This is a genomic window from Caballeronia jiangsuensis, from assembly GCF_046030135.1.
Classification (GTDB): domain Bacteria; phylum Pseudomonadota; class Gammaproteobacteria; order Burkholderiales; family Burkholderiaceae; genus Caballeronia; species Caballeronia jiangsuensis.
In genome coordinates, this window is the sequence record NZ_JAQQDB010000022.1 from 51,214 (window position 1) to 74,243 (window position 23,030).

Annotated in this window: 19 protein-coding genes; 7 read left to right on the plus strand and 12 right to left on the minus strand. The window is 63.0% G+C overall.

Translation table 11 applies throughout. From position 1 onward, the window contains the following. Window positions 1-579: 579 nt before the first annotated feature. Entirely contained in the window at window positions 580-2,115 is a 1,536-nt protein-coding gene (locus tag PQR08_RS22670) for a sensor histidine kinase (RefSeq protein WP_250484681.1), read from the minus strand. Then, entirely contained in the window at window positions 2,112-2,843 is a 732-nt protein-coding gene (locus tag PQR08_RS22675) for a response regulator transcription factor (RefSeq protein ID WP_035501843.1), read from the minus strand. Before PQR08_RS22675 ends, PQR08_RS22670 begins: the two co-directional genes overlap by 4 nt. A 174-nt stretch (window positions 2,844-3,017) precedes the next feature. On the opposite strand from PQR08_RS22675, the gene msrB reads away from it, so the two are divergent. The 3 genes from msrB to msrA are packed head-to-tail and all read left to right on the plus strand — an operon-like array spanning window position 3,018 to window position 6,119. Beyond that, window positions 3,018-3,533 carry a peptide-methionine (R)-S-oxide reductase MsrB gene (gene msrB, locus PQR08_RS22680; RefSeq protein ID WP_250484682.1) on the plus strand — a complete coding sequence of 172 codons (516 nt, stop codon included), beginning with the start codon at window positions 3,018-3,020 and terminating at the stop codon, window positions 3,531-3,533. A gap of 40 nt (window positions 3,534-3,573) precedes the next feature. Next, window positions 3,574-5,382: a cytochrome c biogenesis protein DipZ gene (locus PQR08_RS22685; RefSeq protein ID WP_250484683.1), complete on the plus strand. Its 1,809-nt coding sequence runs from the start codon at window positions 3,574-3,576 to the stop codon at window positions 5,380-5,382. A gap of 23 nt (window positions 5,383-5,405) precedes the next feature. Beyond that, window positions 5,406-6,119 carry a peptide-methionine (S)-S-oxide reductase MsrA gene (gene msrA / locus PQR08_RS22690; protein ID WP_250484684.1) on the plus strand — a complete coding sequence of 238 codons (714 nt, stop codon included), beginning with the start codon at window positions 5,406-5,408 and terminating at the stop codon, window positions 6,117-6,119. Here the strand turns inward: msrA and PQR08_RS22695 are convergent. Next, the gene (locus PQR08_RS22695; protein ID WP_250484685.1) at window positions 6,083-7,210 is read right to left on the minus strand and encodes an aminotransferase class I/II-fold pyridoxal phosphate-dependent enzyme; all 1,128 of its coding nucleotides are present in this window, start codon (window positions 7,208-7,210) and stop codon (window positions 6,083-6,085) included. The genes msrA and PQR08_RS22695 overlap by 37 nt on opposite strands. 94 nt (window positions 7,211-7,304) lie before the next feature. Here PQR08_RS22695 and PQR08_RS22700 point away from each other — a divergent pair, with 94 nt between their 5' ends. After that, window positions 7,305-8,198, plus strand: a complete 894-nt coding sequence (locus tag PQR08_RS22700; protein ID WP_238291574.1) for a LysR family transcriptional regulator ArgP — start codon at window positions 7,305-7,307, stop codon at window positions 8,196-8,198. A 3-nt stretch (window positions 8,199-8,201) separates the two neighbouring features. On the opposite strand, the gene PQR08_RS22705 is transcribed toward PQR08_RS22700, so the two are convergent. From PQR08_RS22705 to PQR08_RS22715, 3 genes are all read right to left on the minus strand, one after another. Next, on the minus strand, window positions 8,202-8,579 hold the full coding sequence (locus tag PQR08_RS22705) for a DUF427 domain-containing protein (RefSeq protein WP_250484686.1): 378 nt from the start codon (window positions 8,577-8,579) through the stop codon (window positions 8,202-8,204). Between the two features lie 93 nt (window positions 8,580-8,672). Continuing rightward, a complete protein-coding gene (locus tag PQR08_RS22710; protein ID WP_250484687.1) occupies window positions 8,673-8,987 on the minus strand; it encodes a DUF4148 domain-containing protein in 315 nt (104 codons plus the stop codon). A gap of 104 nt (window positions 8,988-9,091) precedes the next feature. After that, complete coding sequence (locus PQR08_RS22715) at window positions 9,092-9,985, minus strand: ketopantoate reductase family protein (RefSeq protein WP_250484688.1); 894 nt, start codon at window positions 9,983-9,985, stop codon at window positions 9,092-9,094. Window positions 9,986-10,461: 476 nt separating this feature from the next. Here PQR08_RS22715 and PQR08_RS22720 point away from each other — a divergent pair, with 476 nt between their 5' ends. Both PQR08_RS22720 and PQR08_RS22725 read left to right on the plus strand, forming a co-directional pair. Next, on the plus strand, window positions 10,462-11,172 hold the full coding sequence (locus tag PQR08_RS22720; RefSeq protein WP_035501832.1) for a FadR/GntR family transcriptional regulator: 711 nt from the start codon (window positions 10,462-10,464) through the stop codon (window positions 11,170-11,172). A 211-nt stretch (window positions 11,173-11,383) separates the two neighbouring features. Beyond that, the gene (locus PQR08_RS22725) at window positions 11,384-11,857 is read left to right on the plus strand and encodes a ferritin-like domain-containing protein (protein WP_238213873.1); all 474 of its coding nucleotides are present in this window, start codon (window positions 11,384-11,386) and stop codon (window positions 11,855-11,857) included. A gap of 60 nt (window positions 11,858-11,917) precedes the next feature. On the opposite strand, the gene PQR08_RS22730 is transcribed toward PQR08_RS22725, so the two are convergent. After that, window positions 11,918-12,574, minus strand: a complete 657-nt coding sequence (locus PQR08_RS22730; protein ID WP_035501829.1) for a peroxiredoxin — start codon at window positions 12,572-12,574, stop codon at window positions 11,918-11,920. 444 nt (window positions 12,575-13,018) lie between these two features. Between PQR08_RS22730 and PQR08_RS22735 the strand changes: the two genes are divergently transcribed. Further along, complete coding sequence (locus PQR08_RS22735) at window positions 13,019-14,527, plus strand: amino acid permease (RefSeq protein ID WP_187606626.1); 1,509 nt, start codon at window positions 13,019-13,021, stop codon at window positions 14,525-14,527. A 36-nt stretch (window positions 14,528-14,563) separates the two neighbouring features. On the opposite strand, the gene PQR08_RS22740 is transcribed toward PQR08_RS22735, so the two are convergent. The 5 genes from PQR08_RS22740 to PQR08_RS22760 form a co-directional block, all read right to left on the minus strand. Next, the gene (locus PQR08_RS22740; RefSeq protein ID WP_250484689.1) at window positions 14,564-16,564 is read right to left on the minus strand and encodes an acyl CoA:acetate/3-ketoacid CoA transferase; all 2,001 of its coding nucleotides are present in this window, start codon (window positions 16,562-16,564) and stop codon (window positions 14,564-14,566) included. Window positions 16,565-16,660: 96 nt separating this feature from the next. Continuing rightward, a complete protein-coding gene (locus PQR08_RS22745) occupies window positions 16,661-18,586 on the minus strand; it encodes a potassium transporter Kup (protein ID WP_187606255.1) in 1,926 nt (641 codons plus the stop codon). A 139-nt stretch (window positions 18,587-18,725) separates the two neighbouring features. Next, a complete protein-coding gene (locus PQR08_RS22750; RefSeq protein WP_250484690.1) occupies window positions 18,726-19,562 on the minus strand; it encodes a shikimate dehydrogenase family protein in 837 nt (278 codons plus the stop codon). Between the two features lie 99 nt (window positions 19,563-19,661). Then, complete coding sequence (locus PQR08_RS22755; protein WP_187606253.1) at window positions 19,662-20,396, minus strand: ABC transporter ATP-binding protein; 735 nt, start codon at window positions 20,394-20,396, stop codon at window positions 19,662-19,664. 688 nt (window positions 20,397-21,084) lie between these two features. Next, window positions 21,085-23,028, minus strand: a complete 1,944-nt coding sequence (locus PQR08_RS22760) for a branched-chain amino acid ABC transporter ATP-binding protein/permease (protein WP_187606252.1) — start codon at window positions 23,026-23,028, stop codon at window positions 21,085-21,087. Window positions 23,029-23,030 lie beyond the last annotated feature (2 nt).

Genomic DNA, 23,030 nt, shown 5'->3' on the forward strand with positions numbered 1-23,030 from the left:
CAATACAATAGCAAGCGCCAATCTTGGGCGCTTTACTCATAATTGGCCTCGATGGGCCCTATTGAATCCCACGCCACAGCGCCGTACTTTTGACCGAAAGCTCACGTGGCGGCTGTGACCCGATTACATGCTAGCAAACATATTGCGGGAAACCAAGGAAAGTTTCCGCATGGAAGAACGCCGCGCTTTTTCACGTGGCTGTCATTCGGCGTAGTTTCGAGCCTGGCGTATTCGCAATGCTGCGGCAAGCAACGCTAAAGAAACGATTAAGCCGCTTTAGTGAACGCACTTAAGCGAATGCGCAACGATTGTCTTGTCTTGCCTGGCTCCCGGATGCACGAGCCCACGCACGGCACAGTCCTTAAGACTGGTTTAAGGCTATGAGCCTAAAACATCTCACATGACGCCGACAGCATTGTGGTTCGATACCGCTGCCTTGCAGCCCGCTGCGAATCGGCTTTCACTCGAACGTCCACGCGGATGGTCAGACCGGGCAACGCCGCACGCGCATTCCAACGGCGCGATCAGGCGCAGGCGATGACCATCCCATTCAGCCCGGCAGGAATGTCGGGCTTTTTTTTATCCGCGCCATCCGTGAGCGTGCGGCGCGCCGTCGCCGGTCTGCGCGACCGCGGCGGGCAAGTCGAAGCGAAACGTCGTGCCCGCGCCTTCTGTATCGATCATGCGAATCTGGCTGCCGTGCAGTTGCAGCATGCGTTGCACGATGAGCAAGCCGAGCCCGCCACGATGCGCGCCGCCTGAAGCGAACGGACGCTGGAACAACGCTTCCCGCATTGCGGGCGGAATGCCTGTGCCTGTGTCGCTGACCGTGACTTCGACGCGACCGGCATGCTCGCGCCCATGTGCCAGCGTCACGTCCACCGTGCCTTGCGCGGGCGTGTGACGAATCGCGTTGTCGAGCAGATTCGTAAGCACGCGTTCGATCATGCCGAGATCCGCCACGACACTCGGCAAGCGCGGCGCGATCTGCGCATTCAGGTGCACGCCTCGTGACTGCGCGGACAACTCGAACTTCTCGAAGACGTCCTGCACGAGATCGGTCAGCGAGAACGGCTCGGCTTCCGGCGCGACCATGCCGTGTTCGAGCTTCGCGAGCTCGAACAACGACTGCGCGAGATGACCGACCTTCGCGCTCTGAGCAAGCGCGATCGACAGATAACGGCGCCGGTCGGTATCGGGAAGCGTGTCCGATTTGAGCGACAGCGTTTCCAGATAGCCATGCAGCGACGACAGCGGCGTGCGCAGATCATGCGAGATATTCGCGACCATCTCGCGGCGCTCGCGATCCTGTCGCCCAAGCGCGCGCCATTGCTCGCCGATGCGCTCGGCCATCTGCGCAAACGCGCTTTCGAGCACGACGATCTCGTCGCGTTCGTTCTCGCGCACGTCGGTTGCGCTCGCTCTTTGCATCGACGGCAATGGCGGTTCTGTGGGCGCGCCGCGCGCGTCGAATTTGCGCATCGCTTCGGTGAGCCGTCGCAGCGGCCGCGTGACGAGCCCGAACGCGACCACGCCCGCGACGAGCCCGAGCAAGGTGACGAGGCCCATCGATGCGAGCGTGGTCCGCAACACCGCGCTCGCCGATGCCTTCGCCGCGAGTGCGTCATGCTCCTCGCCGAGCAGCACGACATAGACATATCCGAACGGCGGTTTGCCGGGCGCGGCGAGCGGCGCGGCGCTGAACACCTTGCGCTTGTCGTCGCTGCGCGGATCGTCGCCCAGGATCGGCAAGGGAGCGCCATCGAGAAATTGACGCACCGGCGCGAGATCGACGCGATCGCGCTTCACGTGCCCAGGCGGCGCATCGTCGGCGCGCACGCGGCCCGTGTCATCGAGCAGATAGACCTCGACGCTCGGATTCACCACCATCAACTGACTGAAGAGACGCCGTACGGCGGGCGCGTCGAAATCGTTCACATCGGCGAGTGCGCCGTCATGGGCGATGTGCGCCGCGAGCCCGCGCGAGAGGCTCTGGATGACCTCCTTCTCGCGCAGATCGCTCGCGCGGATCTGCAGCCACGCCGACGCGCCGCAGCACGCGAGCAGCAGCACGCAAAACACCGCGAAGAGCCGTTGAGACAGCGTGAGCTTCACGGCGCGGCGTCCTTGCCTTCGGGCGATTGCGCCGCGAGCTTGTAGCCGTGGCCCCATACCGTGAGAATGCGCTTCGGATCGGCGGCATCCTTCTCCACTTTCGCGCGCAGCCGGTTGATGTGCGTGTTGACGGTGTGCTCGTAGCCTTCATGCCGATAGCCCCACACCGCATTGAGCAGATCCATGCGCGAGAACACCTTGCCCGGATGACGCGCGAAGTGATACAGCAGATCGAATTCGCGTGGCGTGAGCTCGATGCGCGCGCCATCGACCCATGCTTCGCGCGCGAGCGGATCGATCGCGATGCCCGCGACCTCGATGCGCCCCGTATCGAGCCGCGAGTCCTTCGCCACCGCATCGACGCGCCGCAGCAACGCCTTCACGCGCGCGACGAGTTCGAGCACCGAGAACGGCTTCGCGAGATAGTCGTCCGCGCCGAGTTCGAGACCGAGTATGCGATGCACCTCGCTCGAACGCGCGCTCGTGATGATGATCGGCGTGTAGCGCGTCATCGCCCGCGCGCGGCGGCAGATTTCGAGGCCATCGACGCCGGGCAGCATCAGATCGAGAATCAGCGCGTCCCAGCCGCCCTGCTCCAGCAGGCGCAAGCCTTCGGCGCCATCGGCGCTATGCACGACTTCGTAGCGCTCGTCGCGCAGGTTGAGACTCAGCACATCGGCGATATGCATGTCGTCTTCGACGATCAGAATGCGTTTCGGATGATCCATGAGCGAATGTCGAATGATGCTCGCCCTGTCCATAGAAGAAATGGACCGGCGACTGTGCCATTGTGCAGAAAAGCGCGCGCCGAAGTATCACATTTAATTTAACTTTCGGTGAGGACTCGGGGATGCGCGCGCGACTACGATGCAGGCATTCCACTCGAAAACGAGGCACGCATCATGCAAACCCGCCGCCGCTTTCTCCTGACGGGCACCGCGGCCGCCGCCGCCGCGTTCGCGCTGGGCGGACGCCTGCGCGCGCTCGCGGCCGGTTCCGGGCCGCAAGCGCCGTCGCAGGAACGCTTCGAAATCGTCCATAGCGAGGACGAATGGCGCCGCCTGCTGAATCCGGTGCAATTCGACGTGCTGCGGCGCGAAGGCACCGAGCGGCCGTACACCAGCCCGCTCAACGACGAGCATCGCGCGGGCACGTTCGGTTGCGCGGGCTGCCAGCTGGCGCTGTTCTCGTCGCGCACCAAGTTCGACAGTCACACGGGCTGGCCGAGCTTCTGGGCGCCGCTCGATCATGCGGTCGCGACGCGCATCGACGGCTCGTTCGGCGTCGAGCGCACGGAAGTGCATTGCCGGCGCTGCGGCGGCCATCTGGGCCACGTTTTCGACGACGGACCGAAGCCCACGGGCCTGCGCTACTGCATGAACGGCGTCGCGATGAATTTCACACCGGGCGCGGCCTGAACCGCGTTCACACCACGATCAACCTCGACCCGACATCATCATGTTGCTTATCGTCCTTGCCTATCTCGGCGGCGCGCTGACGATTCTCAGTCCGTGCATCCTGCCCGTGCTTCCTTTCGTGTTCTCGCGCGCGGACCAGCCGTTCGTGAAGAGCGGCCTGCCTCTGCTCGCGGGCATGGGCCTGACGTTCGCCGTGGTCGCGACGCTCGCGGCCGTGGGCGGCGGCTGGGTCACGCAGGCCAATCAATACGGCCGCTGGGCCGCGATCGTGCTGCTCGCGGTGTTCGGCCTCACGCTGCTCTTGCCGAGCGTCGCCGAGCGCGTGATGCATCCGCTCGTCAGCGCGGGCAATCGCCTTACCGCCTTCGCGCAGCGCGGCGACGGCAAGCCGAGCTTCGGCGGATCGTTCGTGCTCGGCATCGCGACGGGCCTGCTGTGGGCGCCGTGCGCGGGCCCGATCCTGGGCCTCGTGCTGACGGGTGCCGCGCTCAACGGCGCGAGCGCCGGCACCACGCTCCTGCTGCTCGCCTACGCGGCCGGCGCGGCGACATCGCTTGCGGTCGCGTTGCTGATCGGCGGACGCGTGTTCGCCGCGATGAAGCGCTCGCTGGGCGCGGGCGAATGGGTGCGGCGCGGCATCGGCGCGGCGATGCTGCTCGGCGTCGTCGCGATCGCGCTCGGACTCGACACCGGCGTGCTCGCTCGCGTATCGACGGTGGCGACCTCCGGTATCGAACAACAACTCGTCGACAAGCTCTCGAATAAAAACAATGGCGCGATGATGATGTCCGCGAAGCCCGCGAACAATGGCGCAATGATGCGCGCGAGCACCGAGCCGCCGAAGTCGGCCAACCCCGCACCGCTGCCCGTCGAAGGCACGCTTCCGTCGCTCGAGGGCGCAGTGCAATGGCTCAACTCGCCGCCGCTCACGAAGGAAGCGTTGCGTGGCAAGGTCGTGCTCGTCGATGTATGGACGTACTCGTGCATCAACTGCCTGCGCACGCTGCCCTATGTGAAGACCTGGGCGCAAAAGTACCGCGATCAGGGACTCGTCGTGATCGGCGTGCACGCGCCGGAGTTCGCATTCGAGCGTAACGTCGACAACGTGAAGCAGGCGATTCACGATCTCGGCATCGACTATCCTGTCGCCATCGACAACAACTTTGCGATCTGGCGCGCGCTGAACAATCAGTACTGGCCGGCGCACTATTTCATCGATGCGCAGGGCAATATCCGCTATCACCACTTCGGCGAAGGCGATTATGCGCACTCCGAGCATGTGATCCAGCAACTGCTCGCCGAAGCGGGCCACGGCGCAGCGCCTTCCATGTCGATGACGTCGAAGAGCGGCGACGATGCCATCGGCGAAGGCGCGATGATGCAGGCCGACAACTCGGACATGCGTTCGCCGGAGACGTATATCGGCTACGAACGCGCGGAGCAGTTCATGTCGCCGGGCGGCGAAACGCGCGATCGCCTCCACGACTATGCCGCGCCGAAAGCGCTCGATGTGAACGACTGGGGACTCGCGGGCCCGTGGAAAGTCGGCGCGGAACATGCGACGCTCGAAGGCACGAAGGGCCGCATCGTCTATCGCTTTCATGCGCGCGACCTGCATCTCGTGCTCGGACCGTCGAAGGACGGCAAGCCCGTGCGCTTTCGCGTGAGCATCGATGGTGCAGCGCCGGGCGCTTCACACGGCAGCGACGTGCAGGCCGACGGAAGCGGCACTGTGACCGAGCAGCGCCTTTATCAACTCGTGCGTCAGACGGGCACCGTCGCGGATCGCACGTTCACGATCGAATTTCTCGACCCCGGGGTCGAAGCGTACGCGTTCACGTTCGGTTGAACGAGACTCATCGAGGAGCAAAGATGTTCAAGACCACCAGCAAAACGTTCAAGGCCGCGAGCGTGGCCGTGCTGTTCGCGGGCGCGTTCGCATTGCAGCGCGTCGCGCATTCGAGCGAGGCCGCCGTGAAGATTCCGCCGCCCGTGCACGACGAAACCGCGGGCGCGGTGCATACGGAAACCGCCGTGTTCGCGGGCGGTTGCTTCTGGGGCGTGCAAGGCGTGTTTCAGCACGTGCGCGGCGTGAAGGAAGTGATGTCGGGTTATGCGGGCGGCGCGGCCGACACCGCGCAATACGATCGCGTCAGCGAAGGCGACACGGGTCACGCGGAGTCGGTGCGCATCACCTATGATCCGGCGCAGGTCTCTTACGGCAAGCTCTTGCAGATCTTCTTCTCCGTCGCGCACAACCCGACGGAGCTGAACTATCAAGGCCCGGATCACGGCACGCAATATCGTTCGGCGGTGTTTCCGACAAACACGGCGCAACGTGAGATCGCCGATTCGTATATCGCGCAGCTCGACAAGGCCCACGTGTACAGCGGCAAGATCGTCACGAAGGTCGAAGACTACAAGGGCTTTTATCCGGCCGAAGGCTATCACCAGAACTACCTGACGGAGCATCCGGAAAGCCCGTATATCGCGATCAACGATCTGCCGAAAGTAGCAAATCTGAAGCAGATGTATCCGGCCGCGTATCGTCAGGATGCGGTGCTCGTGGCGGTCGCTTCCAGATAAGCGTCGAGAAGCCCGACGACCTCGGGCATGTTGCGTCGGCCGAAACCGAGGCGCACATGCGCGTCGCCGTGATCGATGAGCGTCGAAGGCAGTAGCAGCACGCCGGTGCGTTCGAGCAGTTCGGAACAGAACTGTTCGGCGTGCCCGCGTTTCAGACGCACGAAGCCGATGGTGCCCGCGCGCGGACGATGCCATTCGAAGCGATCCGCGTGACGTGCGAAGAAATCGTCGAGCACGCGCAGATTGGCGCGCACGATCGACACATTGCGTTCGATGAGCGCATCGGTATGGCGCACCGCGATCGCCGAGAGATACTCGCTCGGCGCGCTGTTGCTGATGGTGAGATAGTCCTTGAACGTGCTCATGCGTTCGAGCACCTGCGCGCTCTTCGTCGCGATCCAGCCGAGGCGAAGCCCCGCGAGCCCATGCGTCTTCGAAAGCGCGCCGAGTGAAATCGCGCGCTCGTACACGTCGCACGCAGCGGGCAGGCGATCGGCGGGATCGTGCTCCAGACCGCGATACACCTCGTCGCTGAAGAGCCACAGCCCATGCCTGCGCGCGAACGCGACGATCGCATCGAACACGTCGCGCGACGGCAGATAGCCGGTCGGATTGTGCGGCGCGCAGATCACGAGCGCGCGCGTGGCGGGCGTGACGAGCGTTTCGAGTTCGTCCGGATCGAGCGCCCAGCCCGCCTCCTCGCGCGCTTTCCACGGCGACACACTCACGCCCATCGCCTCGGCCACCGAATAGTGCGACTGATAGCCCGGCATATGCACGATCATGTGATCGCCCGGCGCGAGCATCGTGTGCATGAACGAATAGATGGCTTCCTGCGCGCCCGTGTGCACGATGATGTCGTCCGCGTCGATGTGCTCGTACAGCGTCGCGAGCTCGCGTCGCAGCGCGGGCGCGCCGGGATACTCGGTATAGCCGAGCCACGTATCGCTCAATCCGTCGATCGCGCCGGGTTCGTACGCGAGCAATTCGCCGATCGACATCGATTCGGGATCGGAACTGCACAGCAAGTGGCGCGCGGTGAATTCATGTCGCGCGAAGTATCGTTCGAGTTTGAAGGGATTCGGTTGCATGGCGTCGCTTGATCGGGATCGAAGAAAGCCGTAGTCTGCGCTTTGAACGTGCGTTCAAACAGCTAAACTTCCTAATTTCGATTAAGGAACGCTAATGCTCGACTACGCTCTGCTCGATGCGTTGCTCGCCGTCGTGCGCACGGGGTCTTTCGAACGCGCGGCGCGGGATCTCAACGTCACGCCGTCAGCGGTGTCGCAGCGTGTGAAGCTGCTGGAAGAGCGCGTCGGCAGCCTGCTCGTCAAGCGCGGCCAGCCGTGCGAAGCGACGGCTTCGGGCGCGCTGCTGTGTCGCCATACCGAACGGGTGCAATTGCTCGAAGCGGAACTCGGCGGACGCATGCCGGCCTTGCCGGGCGCGCCGAGCGAGCGGCGCGCGAAGCTGCGCATCGCGGTGAACGACGACAGCATGAGCACCTGGTTCATCGACGCCGCGGCGGACTTCTGTATCGAGCGTGAACTGATGCTGGACCTCGTCGTTGACGATCAGGATCACACCGCGCAACGCATTCGCGAAGGCGACGTGCAAGGCGCCATCACCACGCAGGCCGAACCCGTACCCGGCTGGCGCTCGGTGAAACTCGGGCGCATGCGATATCGCGCCGTGTGTTCACCCGCGTATTTCGAGCGTCATTTCGCTGACGGACTGACGCGTGACGCGCTGCGTCGAGCGCCATGCGTCAACTTCAACGAGAAGGATGAATTGCAGAAACGCTTCGTCAAGCGTGTAAGCCGCGCAGATATCGAGCCGCCCGCGCATGTCGTGCCGCATGGCGAAGGCTTCGTGCGCGCGTGCACGTCCGGGCTTGCGTGGGGTATGTGTCCGCAACGGCTCGTCGCGGCGCAACTGGACAGCGGCGCGCTCGTGGAAGTGTCGCCCGGCGCGCGCCTGGATGTTGACCTCTACTGGCAGAGCTGGCGTCTGTCGGTCGGCTGGCTCGACGACTTCAGCGCGATGCTCAAGCACCGCGCCAAAACCTTGCTCGATTGAGTGTCAGGCGTCGCGCGTTTCGAATGAATCGATGCGATCTCGATAAAACGCCAGATGATCTTTTATCGATGCAACCGCGTCGTATGGCATCTCATAGGACCACACTGCATTGGCGGCTTTTTGTCCACCCGACGGGATGCTGTAATAGCTGCATTCGCCTTTGTAAGGGCAGTATGTCGTGTGCGACGTGCGTTCGAGTTTTGTCATGTCCACGTCTTCGCGCGGGACATAGAGCACCTCCGGATACGATGCCTCGCGCAAAGATAGCGCCCTCGAAGTATCGACGATGACATGCCCGCCCGCCTTCACGATCACGTGCAACGGACTGGGTTCGACCGTGATCGGATGATCGGGGCCGGGAATCTTGACGGCTTTATCCATGAGTGTCTTCCTGCGCATGAACGCGATAGAGCGAATGGAAGAACCGATGTTAGCGCCGTTGCGCCGAACGCGCAGAACCCGGCCGCGTCATCATCAACGGCCAAAATAAACCGGCTTTGTGCCGTCGTCATTCAAAGGCGGCATCATGTTGCGCGTGCCTGAGGCCGATCGGCCGGCCGCTGTTCCGCCGTATGCACCGTTCTGGCGCGCCACGCGACTTTCAGCGGCCTGGATATCTGATGGATACGAAGTCTGGTCCGAGCGCGTCGGATCATAGCCGGCGGCTTCGACCTGCCGCAGATCCTGCTTCACCTGATCACGCGTAAGCGACGAATCGGTTTGCGCGAAAGAGAGCGCCGGCGCCACCACTACAGCGGCGACGGCCACGGCCTTGACGAACGATTTCATGGTGAACCTCCGGTGTGTTGGGCTACGCACGGTGTTTTCTGTGCGTGCTGCATAACTCAGCATCGGCCGTGCCCGGCCTCGCCCCCACACCTTCGAATCGCGCGCTACGAGGCCTTGCTTTCGATCGCCTTGACGAGCGCATGCAGCAGGCGGTTCGCGGGCGTCGGGATGCCGAGCGCTTCGCCTCGCCGCACGATCAGCCCGTTCAGATGATCGATCTCGCTCGTCTTGCCGCGCGCCACGTCCTGCGCCGTCGACGAGTACTGGTTCTGCATCGTTTCGGCGATGCGGCGCACGGCGGCATCGACGTCGCTGGGAATGATCACGTTGTCGGCCTTCGCCACCGCGAGACATTCGTCGACGACATCGCGCATCGAGCGCGTGATGCCCTCGCCCTGCACGAGCTTTCCGTACGGCAACTGCGTGATCGCGGACAGCGCGTTGTAGGCGCAATTCAGCACGAGCTTGGCCCACAGCGCGCCACGCACGTTGTCGGAAATCTCGGTCGGCACGCCCGCCTCGACGAACGCACGCGCGACCTCCTCGCTTTTCGTCGATGGCTCAATCACGAGCTCGCCGCGGCCGTTGTGTTTGACGTGCCCCGGCCCCGCCATCCCGGTCGCGACATACACGACCGCGGCCGCCGCTTCCTGCGGCAGCAACTCGCGCAGGCGTTCGGCATTCTCCACGCCGTTCTGCAGCGAGAGCAGCAACGCATCGTGTTCGAGATGCGACGCGAGCGCCTTTGCAGCGCTCTCGGTATCGGTGGACTTCACGCAGAAGAGCACGAGTTGCGCGCCCTTCACCGCGCTCGCGTCGGTGCTCGCGGCCACGCGCACGCGCTCGTCGAAATGCTGCGTGTCGAGGCGCAGGCCATCGCGTTCGATCGCTTCGACATGCTGCTGCCGCGCGATCAACACGACCTCGTGACCCGCGCGCGCAAGCATGCCGCCGTAGTAACAACCGACCGCGCCCGCACCCATGACGGCGACTTTCATGTTTCGTTTCCTCGTTGTGTCGTTGCGTTGCTATGGCTCGCAAAAATAACACATGGCTGCCGCATCGAGCGTTGTGTTCGATGCTTCGCATAACCGACGACGCGCAAACGCTTGCGCATTTCTGGCGATTCGCGCCGTGTTGCGCGCCCGCGCGATTTTGTGGGCGGACGCACGATAGTCAGTCGAATTAGCGGTGCACCATATTGTTAAAACAGGCCACGCAGAGATACGCTTCTTTCAGCGGATCGACGATGCTGTCCAAACAATGCCGACCGCTGCGGGGTATGCGGCTCATACCGCATCGATAGCTGAATCCGGGGACCAAATACACGGCGTGCCGGGGGGGAAGCGCTGCGCGCGAAAGTTCGCCCGCGCGGTGCACCGACACGCCGTGAACTTAGACAAGCGCTGGCTCTGCCACTCGGCGACGAGTAGCGAGAAGCCACAGGCGTGGGCGTTATCACGAGAACAAAAACATGAATCATGGCTATGAAGCATCGCTCGTCAAACGCGTGGTGAACCAGCTCGTAGCGGGCATCGTGAGCGGCGAATACCAGGACAACGTGCTGCCGCCACAAGTCATCCTCTCGAAGCAGCACGGCGTGAGCCGGACCATCATGCGCGAGGCGCTGAGCATTCTCATCTCGCGCCGCATGCTCGACGTGCGACCCAAGACGGGCACACGCATCAAGCCCGCGCGGGAATGGCTCATCATGGATCCCGAGGTCGCCGAGTGGCGCATGCGCGCGCTGCATGATCCCGACTGCATACGCAGGCTGATCGAGTTCCGCGCGCTCGTCGATCCGCCCGCCGCCGCGCTCGCCGCGACGCGCGCAAACCGGCACCAGCGCATCGCCATCAATGCGGCCTATCAGCGGCTTTTGCACGCGAGCCCGTCCGAACCCCTACAGTCCGCCGCGGAAGAGGCGCTACAGGCCGCTATCGTCGATGCAAGCGGCGACGAAGTGCTGCGCCAGATGGGCAGCGTCGTGCGCGTCGGCATCCGGACGATGAAGGCAGCCTTGCGCGCGCAGCCGCATGCGCTGCCACGCGTGCCCGACTCCCAGCTCGGCGATTACGGCCGGCTCGTGCGGGCCATCGAAACCGCCGATGGAGACGGCGCGCGCACGGCCATGTCGCAGGTGCTGGCGCGCACGGCTGCGCTCTGGATCGAAGAAATCGCCTGAACGCAGGGTTTCCGCCGTACCGGTGCCGCGGCCGCAGGGCCGCCTGCATCGCCTCCATAGCCGTTCCGGGCGCATATCTTGCGCGCCTCCAGCCGCAGTTTCGCCTCGCATGCGCCGTGCGCGTGACTACAATGAGTGATGCCGCGGCATGCGACGAATCATGGCCTCTCCGTCCTGCGGAGCGCCTGGCGTTGGAAAAACGGAGGCAAGAATGGCAGAGCTCGAAAAGGAAAAGGTCGTCGACGTCCTGAACAGGATCCTCGAATCCGAACTGGCGGGCGTCGTGCGCTACACGCACTATTCGTTTCTCGTGTTCGGCTTCGGACGCATTCCCATCGTGTCGTGGCTGCGCGCGCAGGCCGATGAATCGCTCGTGCATGCGCATCAGGCCGGCGAATGGATCACGACGCTCGGCGCCTATCCATCGCTCGCAATCGGCCCGCTGCTCGACAATCACACCTTCGACATCGCGACGATCCTGCGCGAATCGCTACAGGCGGAAAACGTCGCGCTCGGTCTTTATCGCGACTTGCTGAAGCTCGTCGAGGGCCGCTCCGTCGCGCTGGAGGAATACGCGCGGCAGATGATCGAAACCGAGGAGATGCACGCGGGCGAAGTGGACAAGATGCTGCGCAAGCCGGGCGAAGTCGAAACGTCGCCCGAACGCCGCACCGGACACAACTGAGCTGAAATAAAAACGCCGGCCCGCGTGTGCGGCCGGCGTCCGATTTCAGTTGCGCGTGCGTTACTTCGGCTGCGCCACCGTGCGCAGATACGGCTTGAGCGTCTTGAAGCCGTCCGGATACTTCTTCTTTGCGTCGTCATCCGATACGGACGTGGGGATGATGACGTCCTCGCCCGGTTTCCAGTTCACCGGCGTCGCGACCGTGTGCTTCGCGTTCAGTTGCAGCGCGTCGAGCAGGCGCAGCACTTCGTCGAAGTTGCGGCCCGCGCTCATCGGATACGTGAACGTGGCCTTCACCTTCTTGTCCGGACCGACGATGAACACGGCGCGGATCGTCGCGTTGTCGGCTGCCGTGCGCGGATTCGCGCCGCTCGCGTTCGGGTGGATCATGTCGTAGAGCTTCGCGACGTTCAGATCCGCGTCGCCGATCATCGGATAGTTGACCGCGGTACCCTGCGTCTCCTCGATATCCTTGGCCCATTGCGAGTGATTCGTCACCGGATCGATCGAGAGGCCGATCACCTTCGTGCCGCGCTTGTCGAACTCGGGCTTGAGCTTGGCCATGTAGCCGAGCTCGGTCGTGCAGACGGGCGTGAAGTCCTTCGGATGCGAGAAGAGGATCGCCCATTTGTCGCCGATCCACTCGTGAAAGCGAATCGTGCCTTCGGTCGTCTCCGCCGTGAAATCGGGGGCTTCATCACCAATGCGTATAGCCATATCAAATTCTCCACGTGAGGAAAGTCCGGTGAACGTTCCGCAAGCAACAGGAACGGATTCCGGGTTGAAAATCGCAACTGTGCAACTGATTATAGTGCGCCGCGCATCCGTGCTTTATGCCGTCCGCGTATGTCCTTGACCGTTGTGGGGTCTTGCGCCGCGCGAGCGCAGTCCCGACCGGCGCCGAGCGCGGCACGTTTCCTGCTGCAAGCCGCTCGCCGTGCACGAACGTACTCGTAAAACGCGTCGTTGCACGCGCATCGCTGAGCAGCGCTCGAATTCCCCGGCAAAATCTGCTATCACGAAACGGCAATACGTCAGAACGAACGTGCAGGTGTGAAGCAAGCGGCGTGTGCATCATCCCGCACTTGAACGGGCGACAGACTTCGCCGCGCCACCGGGCGCGGCCTCGCTGCCGCCGCACAGGAGGCGATCGTGACCGTCATGCAAAGAAAGTCCGTTGCTACGCTGCAAAGCGAAGCGGAAGAAACCGAGGAAGTGCTTCAGGAACACGGCGGCCACACGCTGAAACGTTCGCTCACCGCACTCGATGTCGTGTTGCTCGGCATAGGCTGCATCATCGGCGCGGGGATTTTCGTGCTGACGGGCCACGCGGCCGCGACCAACGCCGGGCCCGCGATCATCCTGTCGTTCGTGCTGGGCGCGATCGTCTGCGCGCTCGCGGGACTGTGTTATGCCGAAATGGCGTCCACGGTGCCGGTTTCCGGCAGCGCCTACACGTATGCCTATGCGACGATGGGCGAGCTGATCGCGTGGCTCATTGGCTGGGATCTGATCCTCGAATACGCGGTCGGCGCGACGACGGTCGCCATCGGCTGGTCCGGCTATGTCGTGAGCTTTCTGCATTCGCTCGGCATCGACATACCGGAGCAGCTCGCGAAAGCGCCCTTCGCCTACGATCCCGGTCACGGCTGGAGCCACGTCGGCGCGATACTCAACGTGCCTGCGATGGTGATCGTCGGGCTCATCACGATGCTGCTCGTGATCGGCATACGCGAGTCGGCGCGCGTGAACAGCTTCATCGTCATCATCAAGGTGCTGATCGTGATCGCGTTCATCGCCGCGGGCATCGCGTTCGTGGACAGGAGCCACTGGGTCACCGCGCAAAACCCGACAGGCGCGTTCATTCCGCCGAACACCGGAGAATCGGGCGTGTTCGGCATGAGCGGCGTGCTGCGCGGCGCGGCGGTCGTGTTCTTTGCCTATATCGGCTTCGATTCGGTGTCGTGCGTGGCGCAGGAGACGCGCAATCCGAAACGCGACATGCCGATCGGCCTGCTCGGCTCGCTCACGATTTGCACGATCCTCTATGTGCTCGTGTCGTATGTGCTGACGGGCATCGTGTCATACGACAAGCTCAACGTGGCCGATCCGATCGCAGTCGGCGTCGATGCGATCGGCATGCGCTGGCTCTCGCCCATCGTCAAGCTGGGTGCGATCTTCGGCCTCACGTCGGTGATTCTCGTGCTGCTGCTGTCGCAACCGCGCATCTTCTATTCGATGGCGCGAGACGGCCTCCTGCCGCCATTTGCATCGAAGATTCACCCGCGCTTTCAGACGCCCTACATCACGACGATCATCACCGGCATCATCGTGATGATCCTGGCGGGGCTTTTGCCGATCGGGCTCGTCGGCGAACTGGTGAGCATCGGCACGCTGTTCGCGTTCATGGTGGTATGCATCGGCGTGCTGGTGCTGCGCATCACGCAGCCGAATCTGGAGCGCGCGTTCAAGACGCCCGCGGTGTATGTCGTCGCTCCGCTCGGCGCGCTGTCCTCGCTCTTCCTGATGTCCGGACTGCCCGCCGATACGTGGATACGGCTCATCGTATGGATGGCGATCGGCGTCGTGATCTACTTCGGCTATGGCATACGCCATAGCAGGCTGCGCAATCAGCGGGAGACTGCGCCGAAGCACACCGCGCGTGGATAACATGCAATGCAATGGGCCGCTCGACGCGGCCCATTGTCATTCGGACGCGCGTTTCGACTCGTGTTCGCGCGCTTCTTCAGGGCTTTCGTAGATATACGGCGCGACGCCGCGGCGCTTCAATGCATCGCCGAGTTTGAGGCGCAGGAAGCTGCTCGTCGTATAGCGCGTCACGCGGTCGTAAAGGCCATCGACGAGCTTCGTCACCATCTCCGAATAGGCGTCGAGCATGTCGGGCCGAATCGAAAAGTTATCGTAGTTCACGATCGCGTGCGGCTTCGTCCTCATGGCCGCCAATTGCTTTTCGACTTCGACGCGTATCGCTTCGACATCGCTCAGGCTCTTTACTTCATGGCCTTCGAAGTTGATGAAGAAGAGATTCTTTTCCGGGTCGTAGCTGAAGCGTTCCGACAGATCGAGCCTGAGCAGCACATTGCGCAGACCCATCGGCGCATCGCGGAAAATGCGTTCGTCCATCAGGCGCGGCGGCGTATCCATGATCGGCCTGAAGCCCATTTGCCCGACGATATCCCGCTCGATATCGATACCAGGCGCGACTTCCGTGAGCGCGAGGCCCTTGTCCGTGAGTTCGAACACGCAGCGCTCGGTGATATAGAGCACGGTCTGCCCGCGCTCGGCCGCATAACGGCCGCTGAACGTACGATGCTCGACCGCATCGACGAACTTGCGGCAATCGCCTTCGCGGCGAATCCTGAGCTTGCCGTCGCCGATCGCGACATCCAGCTTGCCCGCGTTGAACGTGCCCACGAACACCACTTTCTTCGCCGACTGGCTGATGTTGATGAAGCCGCCCGCGCCGGCCAGCTTCGGCCCGAACTTGCTCACGTTGAGATTGCCGTCGGCGTCCGCCTGCGCGAGACCGAGGAACGCGATATCGAGGCCGCCGCCATCGTAGAAATCGAACTGATAAGGCTGATCGATGATCGCCTGCGTATTCGTGGCCGCGCCGAAGTTGAGGCCGCCCGCCGGAATGCCGCCGATCACGCCGGGCTCGGTCGTCATCGTGAAGAGGTCGATCACCTGCTCCTCGTTCGCGACGCTCGCGATGCCTTCGGGCATGCCGATGCCGAGATTGACGACGCTGTTGGCCATCAGCTCGAATGCGGCGCGCCGCGCGATGATCTTGCGTTCCGTGAGCGCCATCGGCGGCACGGAACTCGCGGCCACGCGCAGCTCGCTCGAAAATGCCGCGCTGTATTGCTCGCCGAAGGTCTGCCAGTGATTGTCGGACTTCGCGACCACGACGCAATCGACCATCACGCCGGGAATTTTCACGTGACGCGAATTGAGCGTGTTCGACTCCGCGAGCCGCTCGACCTGCGCGATCACGATGCCGCCCGAATTGCGCGCGGCCATCGCGATGGACAGCGCTTCGAGCGTCAGCGCTTCCTTTTCCATCGTGATGTTGCCGTTCAGATCGGCGGTCGTGCCGCGCACGATCGCGACATCGATCGGAAAGGTCTTGTAGTACAGATAGTCCGTGCCGTCGATAGGCATGAGTCGCACGAGATCGTCGGTCGTGCGCGCGTTGAGCTTGCCGCCGCCGTTGCGCGGATCGACGAAGGTGCCGAGGCCGACCGTCGAGAGCTGCCCGGGCCGATGCGCGGCGATATCGCGAAAGAGTTGCGAGATCACGCCTTGCGGCAGGTTGTACGCTTCGACGCGGTTCTCGATCGCCATCTTCTGCAGGCCCGGCACGAGTCCCCAGTGGCCGCCTATCACGCGTTTGATCAGGCCTTCATGCGCCAGGTGATTGAGGCCTTTCGTGCGGCCATCGCCCTGACCCGCGGCGTAGACGAGCGTCAGATCCGCGATCGGATCGCTGCCTTCGACGAAGCGTTCCTCGAGCGCGATCGCCACTTCCTCCGCGAAGCCGATGCCGACGAAACCGCTCGTCGCGAGCGTATCGCCCGAGCGGATCAGGCGCACCGCCTCGCGCGCAGAGACGATCTTGCCGCGCTCGACGAGGCGCGCGGTAGAGGGGAATGGATGGCGGGTCGGCGGGCTGCTGGCGGTCATGGCGTCTCCTGTGTGCCGCATGTCTTGTCTTGAGTCTCGCGCAATCCGCGGCCGCCCGCTTGCGCCGGATGCACGCAAATCAGCCGATTTGCGCCGTCATATTTCGACCCGCGCGCCGAGCTCGATCACGCGATCGGCCGGTAATCGCAAATAGGCCGCTACGTTGCCCACATTGTGCAGCATGATCGCGAAGAGGCGTTCGCGCCATAAGGCCATGCCGGTGCCCGGCGTCGGCACCACGGTTGCACGCGAAAGGAAATACGAAATCGTCGCGCGATCGAACTTGAGCCCCGAAGAGCGGCACTTTTCGAGCGCGGCAGGCAGGTCGACTTCGTCCTTGAAGCCATAGTTCACGGTCACCTGAAAACAGCCGTTGCCGAGCGTCTCGATACAGACGCGGCGCGCCTCCTCGACCCACGGCACCGGCTCGGTGGTGACCGTCAGAAACACCGTGTGTTCGTGCAGCACGCGGTTATGCATGAGGTTGTTCAGCAACGAATGCGGCACGCCGCTGGGATCGTTCGACATGAATATCGCCGTGCCTTCCACGCGTGCGGGCGCGCGTGCGATGAGGCTCTTGAGGAAGGGCTTGAGCGGCGTCGCGCCGGCGCGCACGCGAGCCTCCTGGATCATCATTTGCGCGCCGCGTCCCCACGTCGCCATGACGGTGAACATCACGAGACCGATCGCGACCGGGAACCAGCCGCCTTCCGCGATCTTCAGGCAATTCGCCGAGAAGAACATCGCGTCGATGACGAAGAAGAAAGCCGTCGCGACGACGCATAGCGCCCAGTTGTAGTGCCACGCGTAGCGGATCACGAAGAACGTCAGCACCGTCGTGATGAGCATCGTGCCGGTGACGGCGATGCCGTATGCGGAACCGAGCGCCGTCGACGAGCCGAAGCCCAGCACGGCCGCGACCACCGCGAGCAGGAGCGTCCAGTTGATGCCCGGCACATAGATCTGCCCGATCTCCTTCGCCGACGTGTACACGACGCTCATGCGCGGCAGGAAGCCGAGCTGCATCGCCTGCTTGGTCATCGAATAGGTGCCGGAGATGACGGCCTGCGATGCGATGACCGTCGCGATGGTCGAGAGCACGACCATCGGATAGAGCATCCATGACGGAAAGAGCCGGTAGAACGGATTCTGCAAAGCGCCCGGGTCCGTGATCAGCAGCGCGCCCTGTCCGAGATAGTTGAGCGCGAGCGCGGGAAAGACGACGGCGAACCACGTGAGGCGGATCGGCCGCGAGCCGAAGTGGCCCATGTCGGCATAAAGCGCTTCGGCGCCCGTGAGCGAAAGCACGACCGCACCGAGGGCGACGAACGCGAGCCAGCGATGATGCAGGCAGAATGCGAGCCCTTCGAGCGGATTGAGCGCCACGAGAATATGCGGTGCATCCTTGATGTTCACGACGCCCGACACCGCCAGTATCGCGAACCACAGCACCATCACCGGCCCGAACACCGCGCCGATGCCCGATGTGCCGTGCTTCTGCATCACGAAGAGCGCGATCAGCGCGACGAGCGTCACGGGCACGACATAGGGCTGCAGGCCCGGCGCGGCCACTTCCAGCCCTTCCACCGCGCTCAGCACGGAAATGGCCGGCGTGATGACGCCATCGCCGTAAAAGAGCGCGGCGCCCATCACGCCGATGAGCAAGAGCACGTGCTTCAACCGCTTCTTCGATTCGACCGATGACGCCGCCAGCGCGAGCAGCGCCATGATGCCGCCTTCGCCGTGATTGTTGGCGCGCAGGATCAGCGTTACGTATTTGAGCGAGACGATGATCGTGAGAGACCAGAAGATGAGCGACACGATGCCGATCACGTTCGCGGGCTGCAATGGCAGGCCGCCTGCGGGATCGAAGACGGTCTTGAGCGTATAGAGCGGACTCGTGCCGATGTCGCCGTAGACGACGCCGAGCGCCGCGAGCGAGAGCCCCATCAATGCCGGGTGGCCGTGCGGCTCGGGCGCGTGCTTGTCGTCGGCCGGAACGCCGGGTGCAGTCGATCCCATGATTCCTCCCTTCCTTTTTCCGGGCCGCCGCGTGGGACAGCCTATTTGTCAGAGGATGAGCGTCTGCGTTGCTGTGTCGATCGAAGCTATGTCGATCAAAGTATAGGAACGAAGCGCGGTTATGTCCGCGCAAGCTTCCTTACGCATATTTGATCTGCGCGACCGAGCGCAAGTCATCGGCGGTGGCGGTGCCGTAGCCGAAGAACTCCAGATACGCCGGAATCATTTCGAAAAGCATGTCCGTGCCGACCTGCACGGCGCAGCCCTTGTCCTTGGCTGCGCGCAAGAGCGGCGTGTACTCCGATTTCATCACCACTTCGCCGACGAACGTGCCCGGCGCGATGCGGTCGATATCGAACGGCAAGGGGTCCGTTTCCTTCATGCCGAGCGGCGTCGCGTTCACGATCACGTCGAAGCCGGCGGGATCTTTCGTGTCCGTTCTTACGACGAGCTTGGGATAGTGCTCACGCAAGCGCGACGCGAGCCCTTCGACGGAAGCCGTGTTGGTATCGAAGATAGCGAGTTCCGCGACGCCTGCCGCCGCGAGCGATGCCGCGATCGGCGAACCGACGCCGCCGCTGCCGAGCACGAGCACGCTCGTGCCCGCGAGCTTGCGGCCCTTGCGTTCGACGCCGCGCACGAAGCCCGCGCCGTCGAACTGATCGCCGACGAGCGTGCCGTCCGGGCGTTTGAGGATTGCGTTGCAGGCTCCGGCGATGCGCGCGGTCGGGCTGACTTCATCCATCAGTCCGACGGTCGTGATCTTGTGCGGCATGGTAACGAGCGCGCCGCGAATGTTGGTCAGCTTGAACAGATGCGGCAGGAACGCGACGTAATCCTCGGGTTTGACGCCCATCGGCACCACGACGGCGTCGATGTTCTGTTTGTCGAACCAGGGGTTGTAGATCATCGGCGCCTTGAACGCTTCGGTCGGGTAGCCGAGGTGGGCAATCAGAGTGGTCTTGCCGCTGATCATGGCAGCTCCTTGTGAGGATGTCGCGTGCGCATGTTTGCGCGCGCCCGTCACCATGATAGTTCGGCTTCGCTTGCCGCAGTGCGGCATTTGTTCGGGGTGTCAGTGACTCGCGCCGAGATACGCGGCCTTCACCGATGGATCGTTGCGCAACTGCTCGGCCGGACCGTGTGTCGCGACGCGGCCGTTCTCCAGCACGTAGCCGTAATCCGCGACGTTGAGCGCGGCGGCGGCGAACTGCTCGACGAGCAGCATCGTGACGCCATCGGCTTTCAGGCGCTCGATGATGCGAAATACTTCGTCGACGAGAATGGGCGCGAGGCCCATCGATGGTTCGTCGAGCAGCACGAGGTCCGGGTTGAGCATGATCGCGCGCGCCATCGCGAGCATTTGCTGTTCGCCGCCCGATAGCGTGCCTGCGAGCTGATTGCGGCGCTCTTTCAATCGCGGAAACAGGTCGATCGCGCGTTCGAGATCGGCGTTGACGTCGCCTTTCGGACGCGACCACGTCAGGCGCGGGAATGCGCCGAGGAGCAGATTGTCGGTGACGGACATGGTCGCGAAGACGCGACGCCCCTCGGGGGAATGCGCGAGCCCGAGACGCGCGATCTTGTGCGACTCGAGCGAGTCGATGCGCTTTGTGTTGCTGCCGACGCCCATCGTGATTTCGCCTTCCGTCGGTTTGATCATGCCGGAGATGGCGCGCATGGTTGTGGTCTTGCCCGCGCCGTTGGAGCCTATCAGGGTGACTACCTTCGCCTTGGGCACGTCTAGCGAAATGCCGTGGAGGACTTTGACTTTGCCGTAGCCGGCGTGGAGGTTTTTTATCGTCAGCATTTCTGGTTTTCGCTTTAGGCTTTTTTTGGTGGAATCCTGATTTCGCGTCGGTCTATTTGTGTTGCCCCTGTGCGGGGCGGCAGTCACTTTCTTTGCTGCTGCAAAGAAAGTAACCAAAGAAACAGCTATCCCCAGCCTAAGCACTTCACGCCGGCCGCGGCACAGGCGATTGGCCTAATGGCCCGGCAGTAGCGAGTGCCCTCACAAGCAGATAAGAGCTTGGACCGCGCACGGTCTGACTCATCGCACCACACAACACACTGGTTCAGCACCAAATAGCTCCGGCCCGCTTCGCGGCCGATGGGTCAATCGGGTGCGCGTGGGCTTCTTTGCTGATGCCTCCAACTCAATGCACCGCACATGTATTCCGTTGGTTTCCCTTGTAGACCCAGCGGCAGCGCGTAGCGCTGTGCCGAAGCTATTACGTGCTGAACCAGCGCCTTAAAACAACTAGCTTGTCAGACCGTGCGCGAGCCAAGCCCGAGTGGGCCTTTGGGGGCGACACTTAGGCGAGTGCCATCGCGGGCTGGCAAGCATGGCCAACGTGCGTGTGACCGCGGGCCCGAACGAGCTGCTTTCTTTGGTTACTTTCTTTGCAGCAGCAAAGAAAGTGACCCCCGCCCCGGGGAGGGGCAGTGCTAATAGACCACCGCGAATCCGGGATCCGGCGAAGCAAAAAACCCCCAAATCAAGCAACCTGGGCAGCCTGCCCACCCAAATAAGCCTCGATAACTTTCTCATTAGCCTGAATCTCCGAAGGCTTCCCCTCGGCGATCTTCTGCCCGAAATCCAGCACCGAAACGGTATCGCAAACACTCATGACGACATCCATATGATGCTCGATCAGAACGAGCGTAATCCCATGATTGCGCACCTTGCGAATGATCGCGACGAGTTCGCGAATATCCGGCGCGGTCAACCCCGCCGCTGGTTCATCGAGCAAAAGCAATTGCGGATCGAGCGCCAGAGCACGCGCGATCTCAAGCAGACGCTGCTTGCCGTAAGGTAAATTGCGCGCTTCCTCCGCAGCGACATTCTCCAGCCCCACAAAGCGCAGCATGTTGAACGCACGCTCACGCGCCGCACGTTCCTCACGCCGATATCGCGGACTCATCACGCCGACATCCGCGAAGTTCGACTCGAACGTGTGATGCAAGCCGACGAGCACATTCTCCAGCGCCGTCATCTCGCCAAAGAGCTGCACGTTCTGAAACGTCCGCGCAATGCCCGAGAGCGCGATCTTCGATGAAGTCCGCCCTGCGAGCGACTGCCCTTCGTATTCGATCGCACCCGCCGTCGGCACATAGATGCCCGTCAGCACGTTCATCATCGTGCTCTTGCCCGAGCCGTTCGGACCAATGAGGCCGTGGATCGTGCCGCGCTTCACCGTCAGGTTCACGTCGTTCAACGCCTTCAGGCCGCTGAACTGCATCAGCACGCCGCGCACGTCGAGGATCGTATCCGCGCCCTGCGTGCCGACCGCCGCCACCGCATCGTCCTGGCGCGTCTGGGTCGCGAGTTCATCGGTATCGACCTTCGTCACACGCACGCGGCCAAGGTTCAGCGTCTTGCGCACGAAGCCGACGATGCCGTCCTGCAGGTAATACACGACGAGCAGGATCATCAGACCGAAGATGGTGAGGCGCCAGTCGGTCAGCGCTTCGATCCAGAACGAGAACACCGCGAGGCCCGCCGTGCCGATGACCGGCACCGCCACGCGCTGCAGCGTCGTGGTCTTGCGCACGAGCGCGAGCACCGCGCCCGCGACGACGACGACCGCCAGCGCCGTCGCGACGACGCGAAAGTTTGCGATATCGTCGAGCAGCTTCGGCAACATCACGATGACCGTCGAGCCGATGATCGCGCCCGTGCGCGTCTTGCGCCCGCCCATGATGATCGCGAGCAGGAACAGGATCGTCAGTTCGAAGTTATACGTGTTCGGCGAAATGTACTGCTCGGAATACGAATAGAGACACCCCGCAAGTCCCGCGAAACCCGCGCTGATCACGAACGCATAGACCTTGTAGCGATACACCGACACGCCCATGCAATCCGATGCGATCGGGCTATCGCGCAACGCCTCGAACGCGCGCCCGAGATGCGACTTCAGCACGCGATGCACGACGATCAACGACACGACCAGCAATGCCGCGACGAGCCAGTAGTACTGCACTTCGTCGAGCCGGTGACCCGCGAACATCGGCTTCGGGATCTTGAGGCCCATCGGTCCGTTCGTCAGGAAATCCATCTCATTGATGAGGATCTGGATGATCGTGCCGAACGCGAGCGTCACCATCGCGAGATACGGACCGGACACGCGCAGCGCGGGCAACGCGAGGATCGCGCCGAAGCCGGCCGTCACCAGAATCGAAAGCGGCGCCGTCACATAGAACGGCATGCCGAGCTTCATGAACAGCACGCCCGCCGTGTACGCGCCCACGCCGAACAGACCCGCATGACCGAGCGACACCTGGCCGGTATAACCCACCACGATATCGAGCCCGAACAAAAGGATCGCGTAAATCATGATGGTTTCGACGAGGTGGATGTAGTACGGATTGCCCGACACCACCGGAAAAATCGCGAGCACGGCAAGCCCGACGATCGCCGCAATCCAGTTCTTTGCTTTCATCG

Excerpts from the sequence above, each read along its gene's own strand:
- PQR08_RS22675 (WP_035501843.1), bottom strand. The coding sequence starts at position 2,843 with ATGGATCATCCGAAACGCATTCTGATCGTCGAAGACGACATGCATATC.
- msrB (WP_250484682.1), top strand. The coding sequence starts at position 3,018 with ATGCAAACCCGCCGCCGCTTTCTCCTGACGGGCACCGCGGCCGCCGCC.
- PQR08_RS22685 (WP_250484683.1), top strand. The coding sequence starts at position 3,574 with ATGTTGCTTATCGTCCTTGCCTATCTCGGCGGCGCGCTGACGATTCTC.
- msrA (WP_250484684.1), top strand. The coding sequence starts at position 5,406 with ATGTTCAAGACCACCAGCAAAACGTTCAAGGCCGCGAGCGTGGCCGTG.
- PQR08_RS22695 (WP_250484685.1), bottom strand. The coding sequence starts at position 7,210 with ATGCAACCGAATCCCTTCAAACTCGAACGATACTTCGCGCGACATGAA.
- PQR08_RS22700 (WP_238291574.1), top strand. The coding sequence starts at position 7,305 with ATGCTCGACTACGCTCTGCTCGATGCGTTGCTCGCCGTCGTGCGCACG.
- PQR08_RS22705 (WP_250484686.1), bottom strand. The coding sequence starts at position 8,579 with ATGGATAAAGCCGTCAAGATTCCCGGCCCCGATCATCCGATCACGGTC.
- PQR08_RS22710 (WP_250484687.1), bottom strand. The coding sequence starts at position 8,987 with ATGAAATCGTTCGTCAAGGCCGTGGCCGTCGCCGCTGTAGTGGTGGCG.
- PQR08_RS22715 (WP_250484688.1), bottom strand. The coding sequence starts at position 9,985 with ATGAAAGTCGCCGTCATGGGTGCGGGCGCGGTCGGTTGTTACTACGGC.
- PQR08_RS22720 (WP_035501832.1), top strand. The coding sequence starts at position 10,462 with ATGAATCATGGCTATGAAGCATCGCTCGTCAAACGCGTGGTGAACCAG.
- PQR08_RS22725 (WP_238213873.1), top strand. The coding sequence starts at position 11,384 with ATGGCAGAGCTCGAAAAGGAAAAGGTCGTCGACGTCCTGAACAGGATC.
- PQR08_RS22730 (WP_035501829.1), bottom strand. The coding sequence starts at position 12,574 with ATGGCTATACGCATTGGTGATGAAGCCCCCGATTTCACGGCGGAGACG.
- PQR08_RS22735 (WP_187606626.1), top strand. The coding sequence starts at position 13,019 with ATGCAAAGAAAGTCCGTTGCTACGCTGCAAAGCGAAGCGGAAGAAACC.
- PQR08_RS22740 (WP_250484689.1), bottom strand. The coding sequence starts at position 16,564 with ATGACCGCCAGCAGCCCGCCGACCCGCCATCCATTCCCCTCTACCGCG.
- PQR08_RS22745 (WP_187606255.1), bottom strand. The coding sequence starts at position 18,586 with ATGGGATCGACTGCACCCGGCGTTCCGGCCGACGACAAGCACGCGCCC.
- PQR08_RS22750 (WP_250484690.1), bottom strand. The coding sequence starts at position 19,562 with ATGATCAGCGGCAAGACCACTCTGATTGCCCACCTCGGCTACCCGACC.
- PQR08_RS22755 (WP_187606253.1), bottom strand. The coding sequence starts at position 20,396 with ATGCTGACGATAAAAAACCTCCACGCCGGCTACGGCAAAGTCAAAGTC.
- PQR08_RS22760 (WP_187606252.1), bottom strand. The coding sequence starts at position 23,028 with ATGAAAGCAAAGAACTGGATTGCGGCGATCGTCGGGCTTGCCGTGCTC.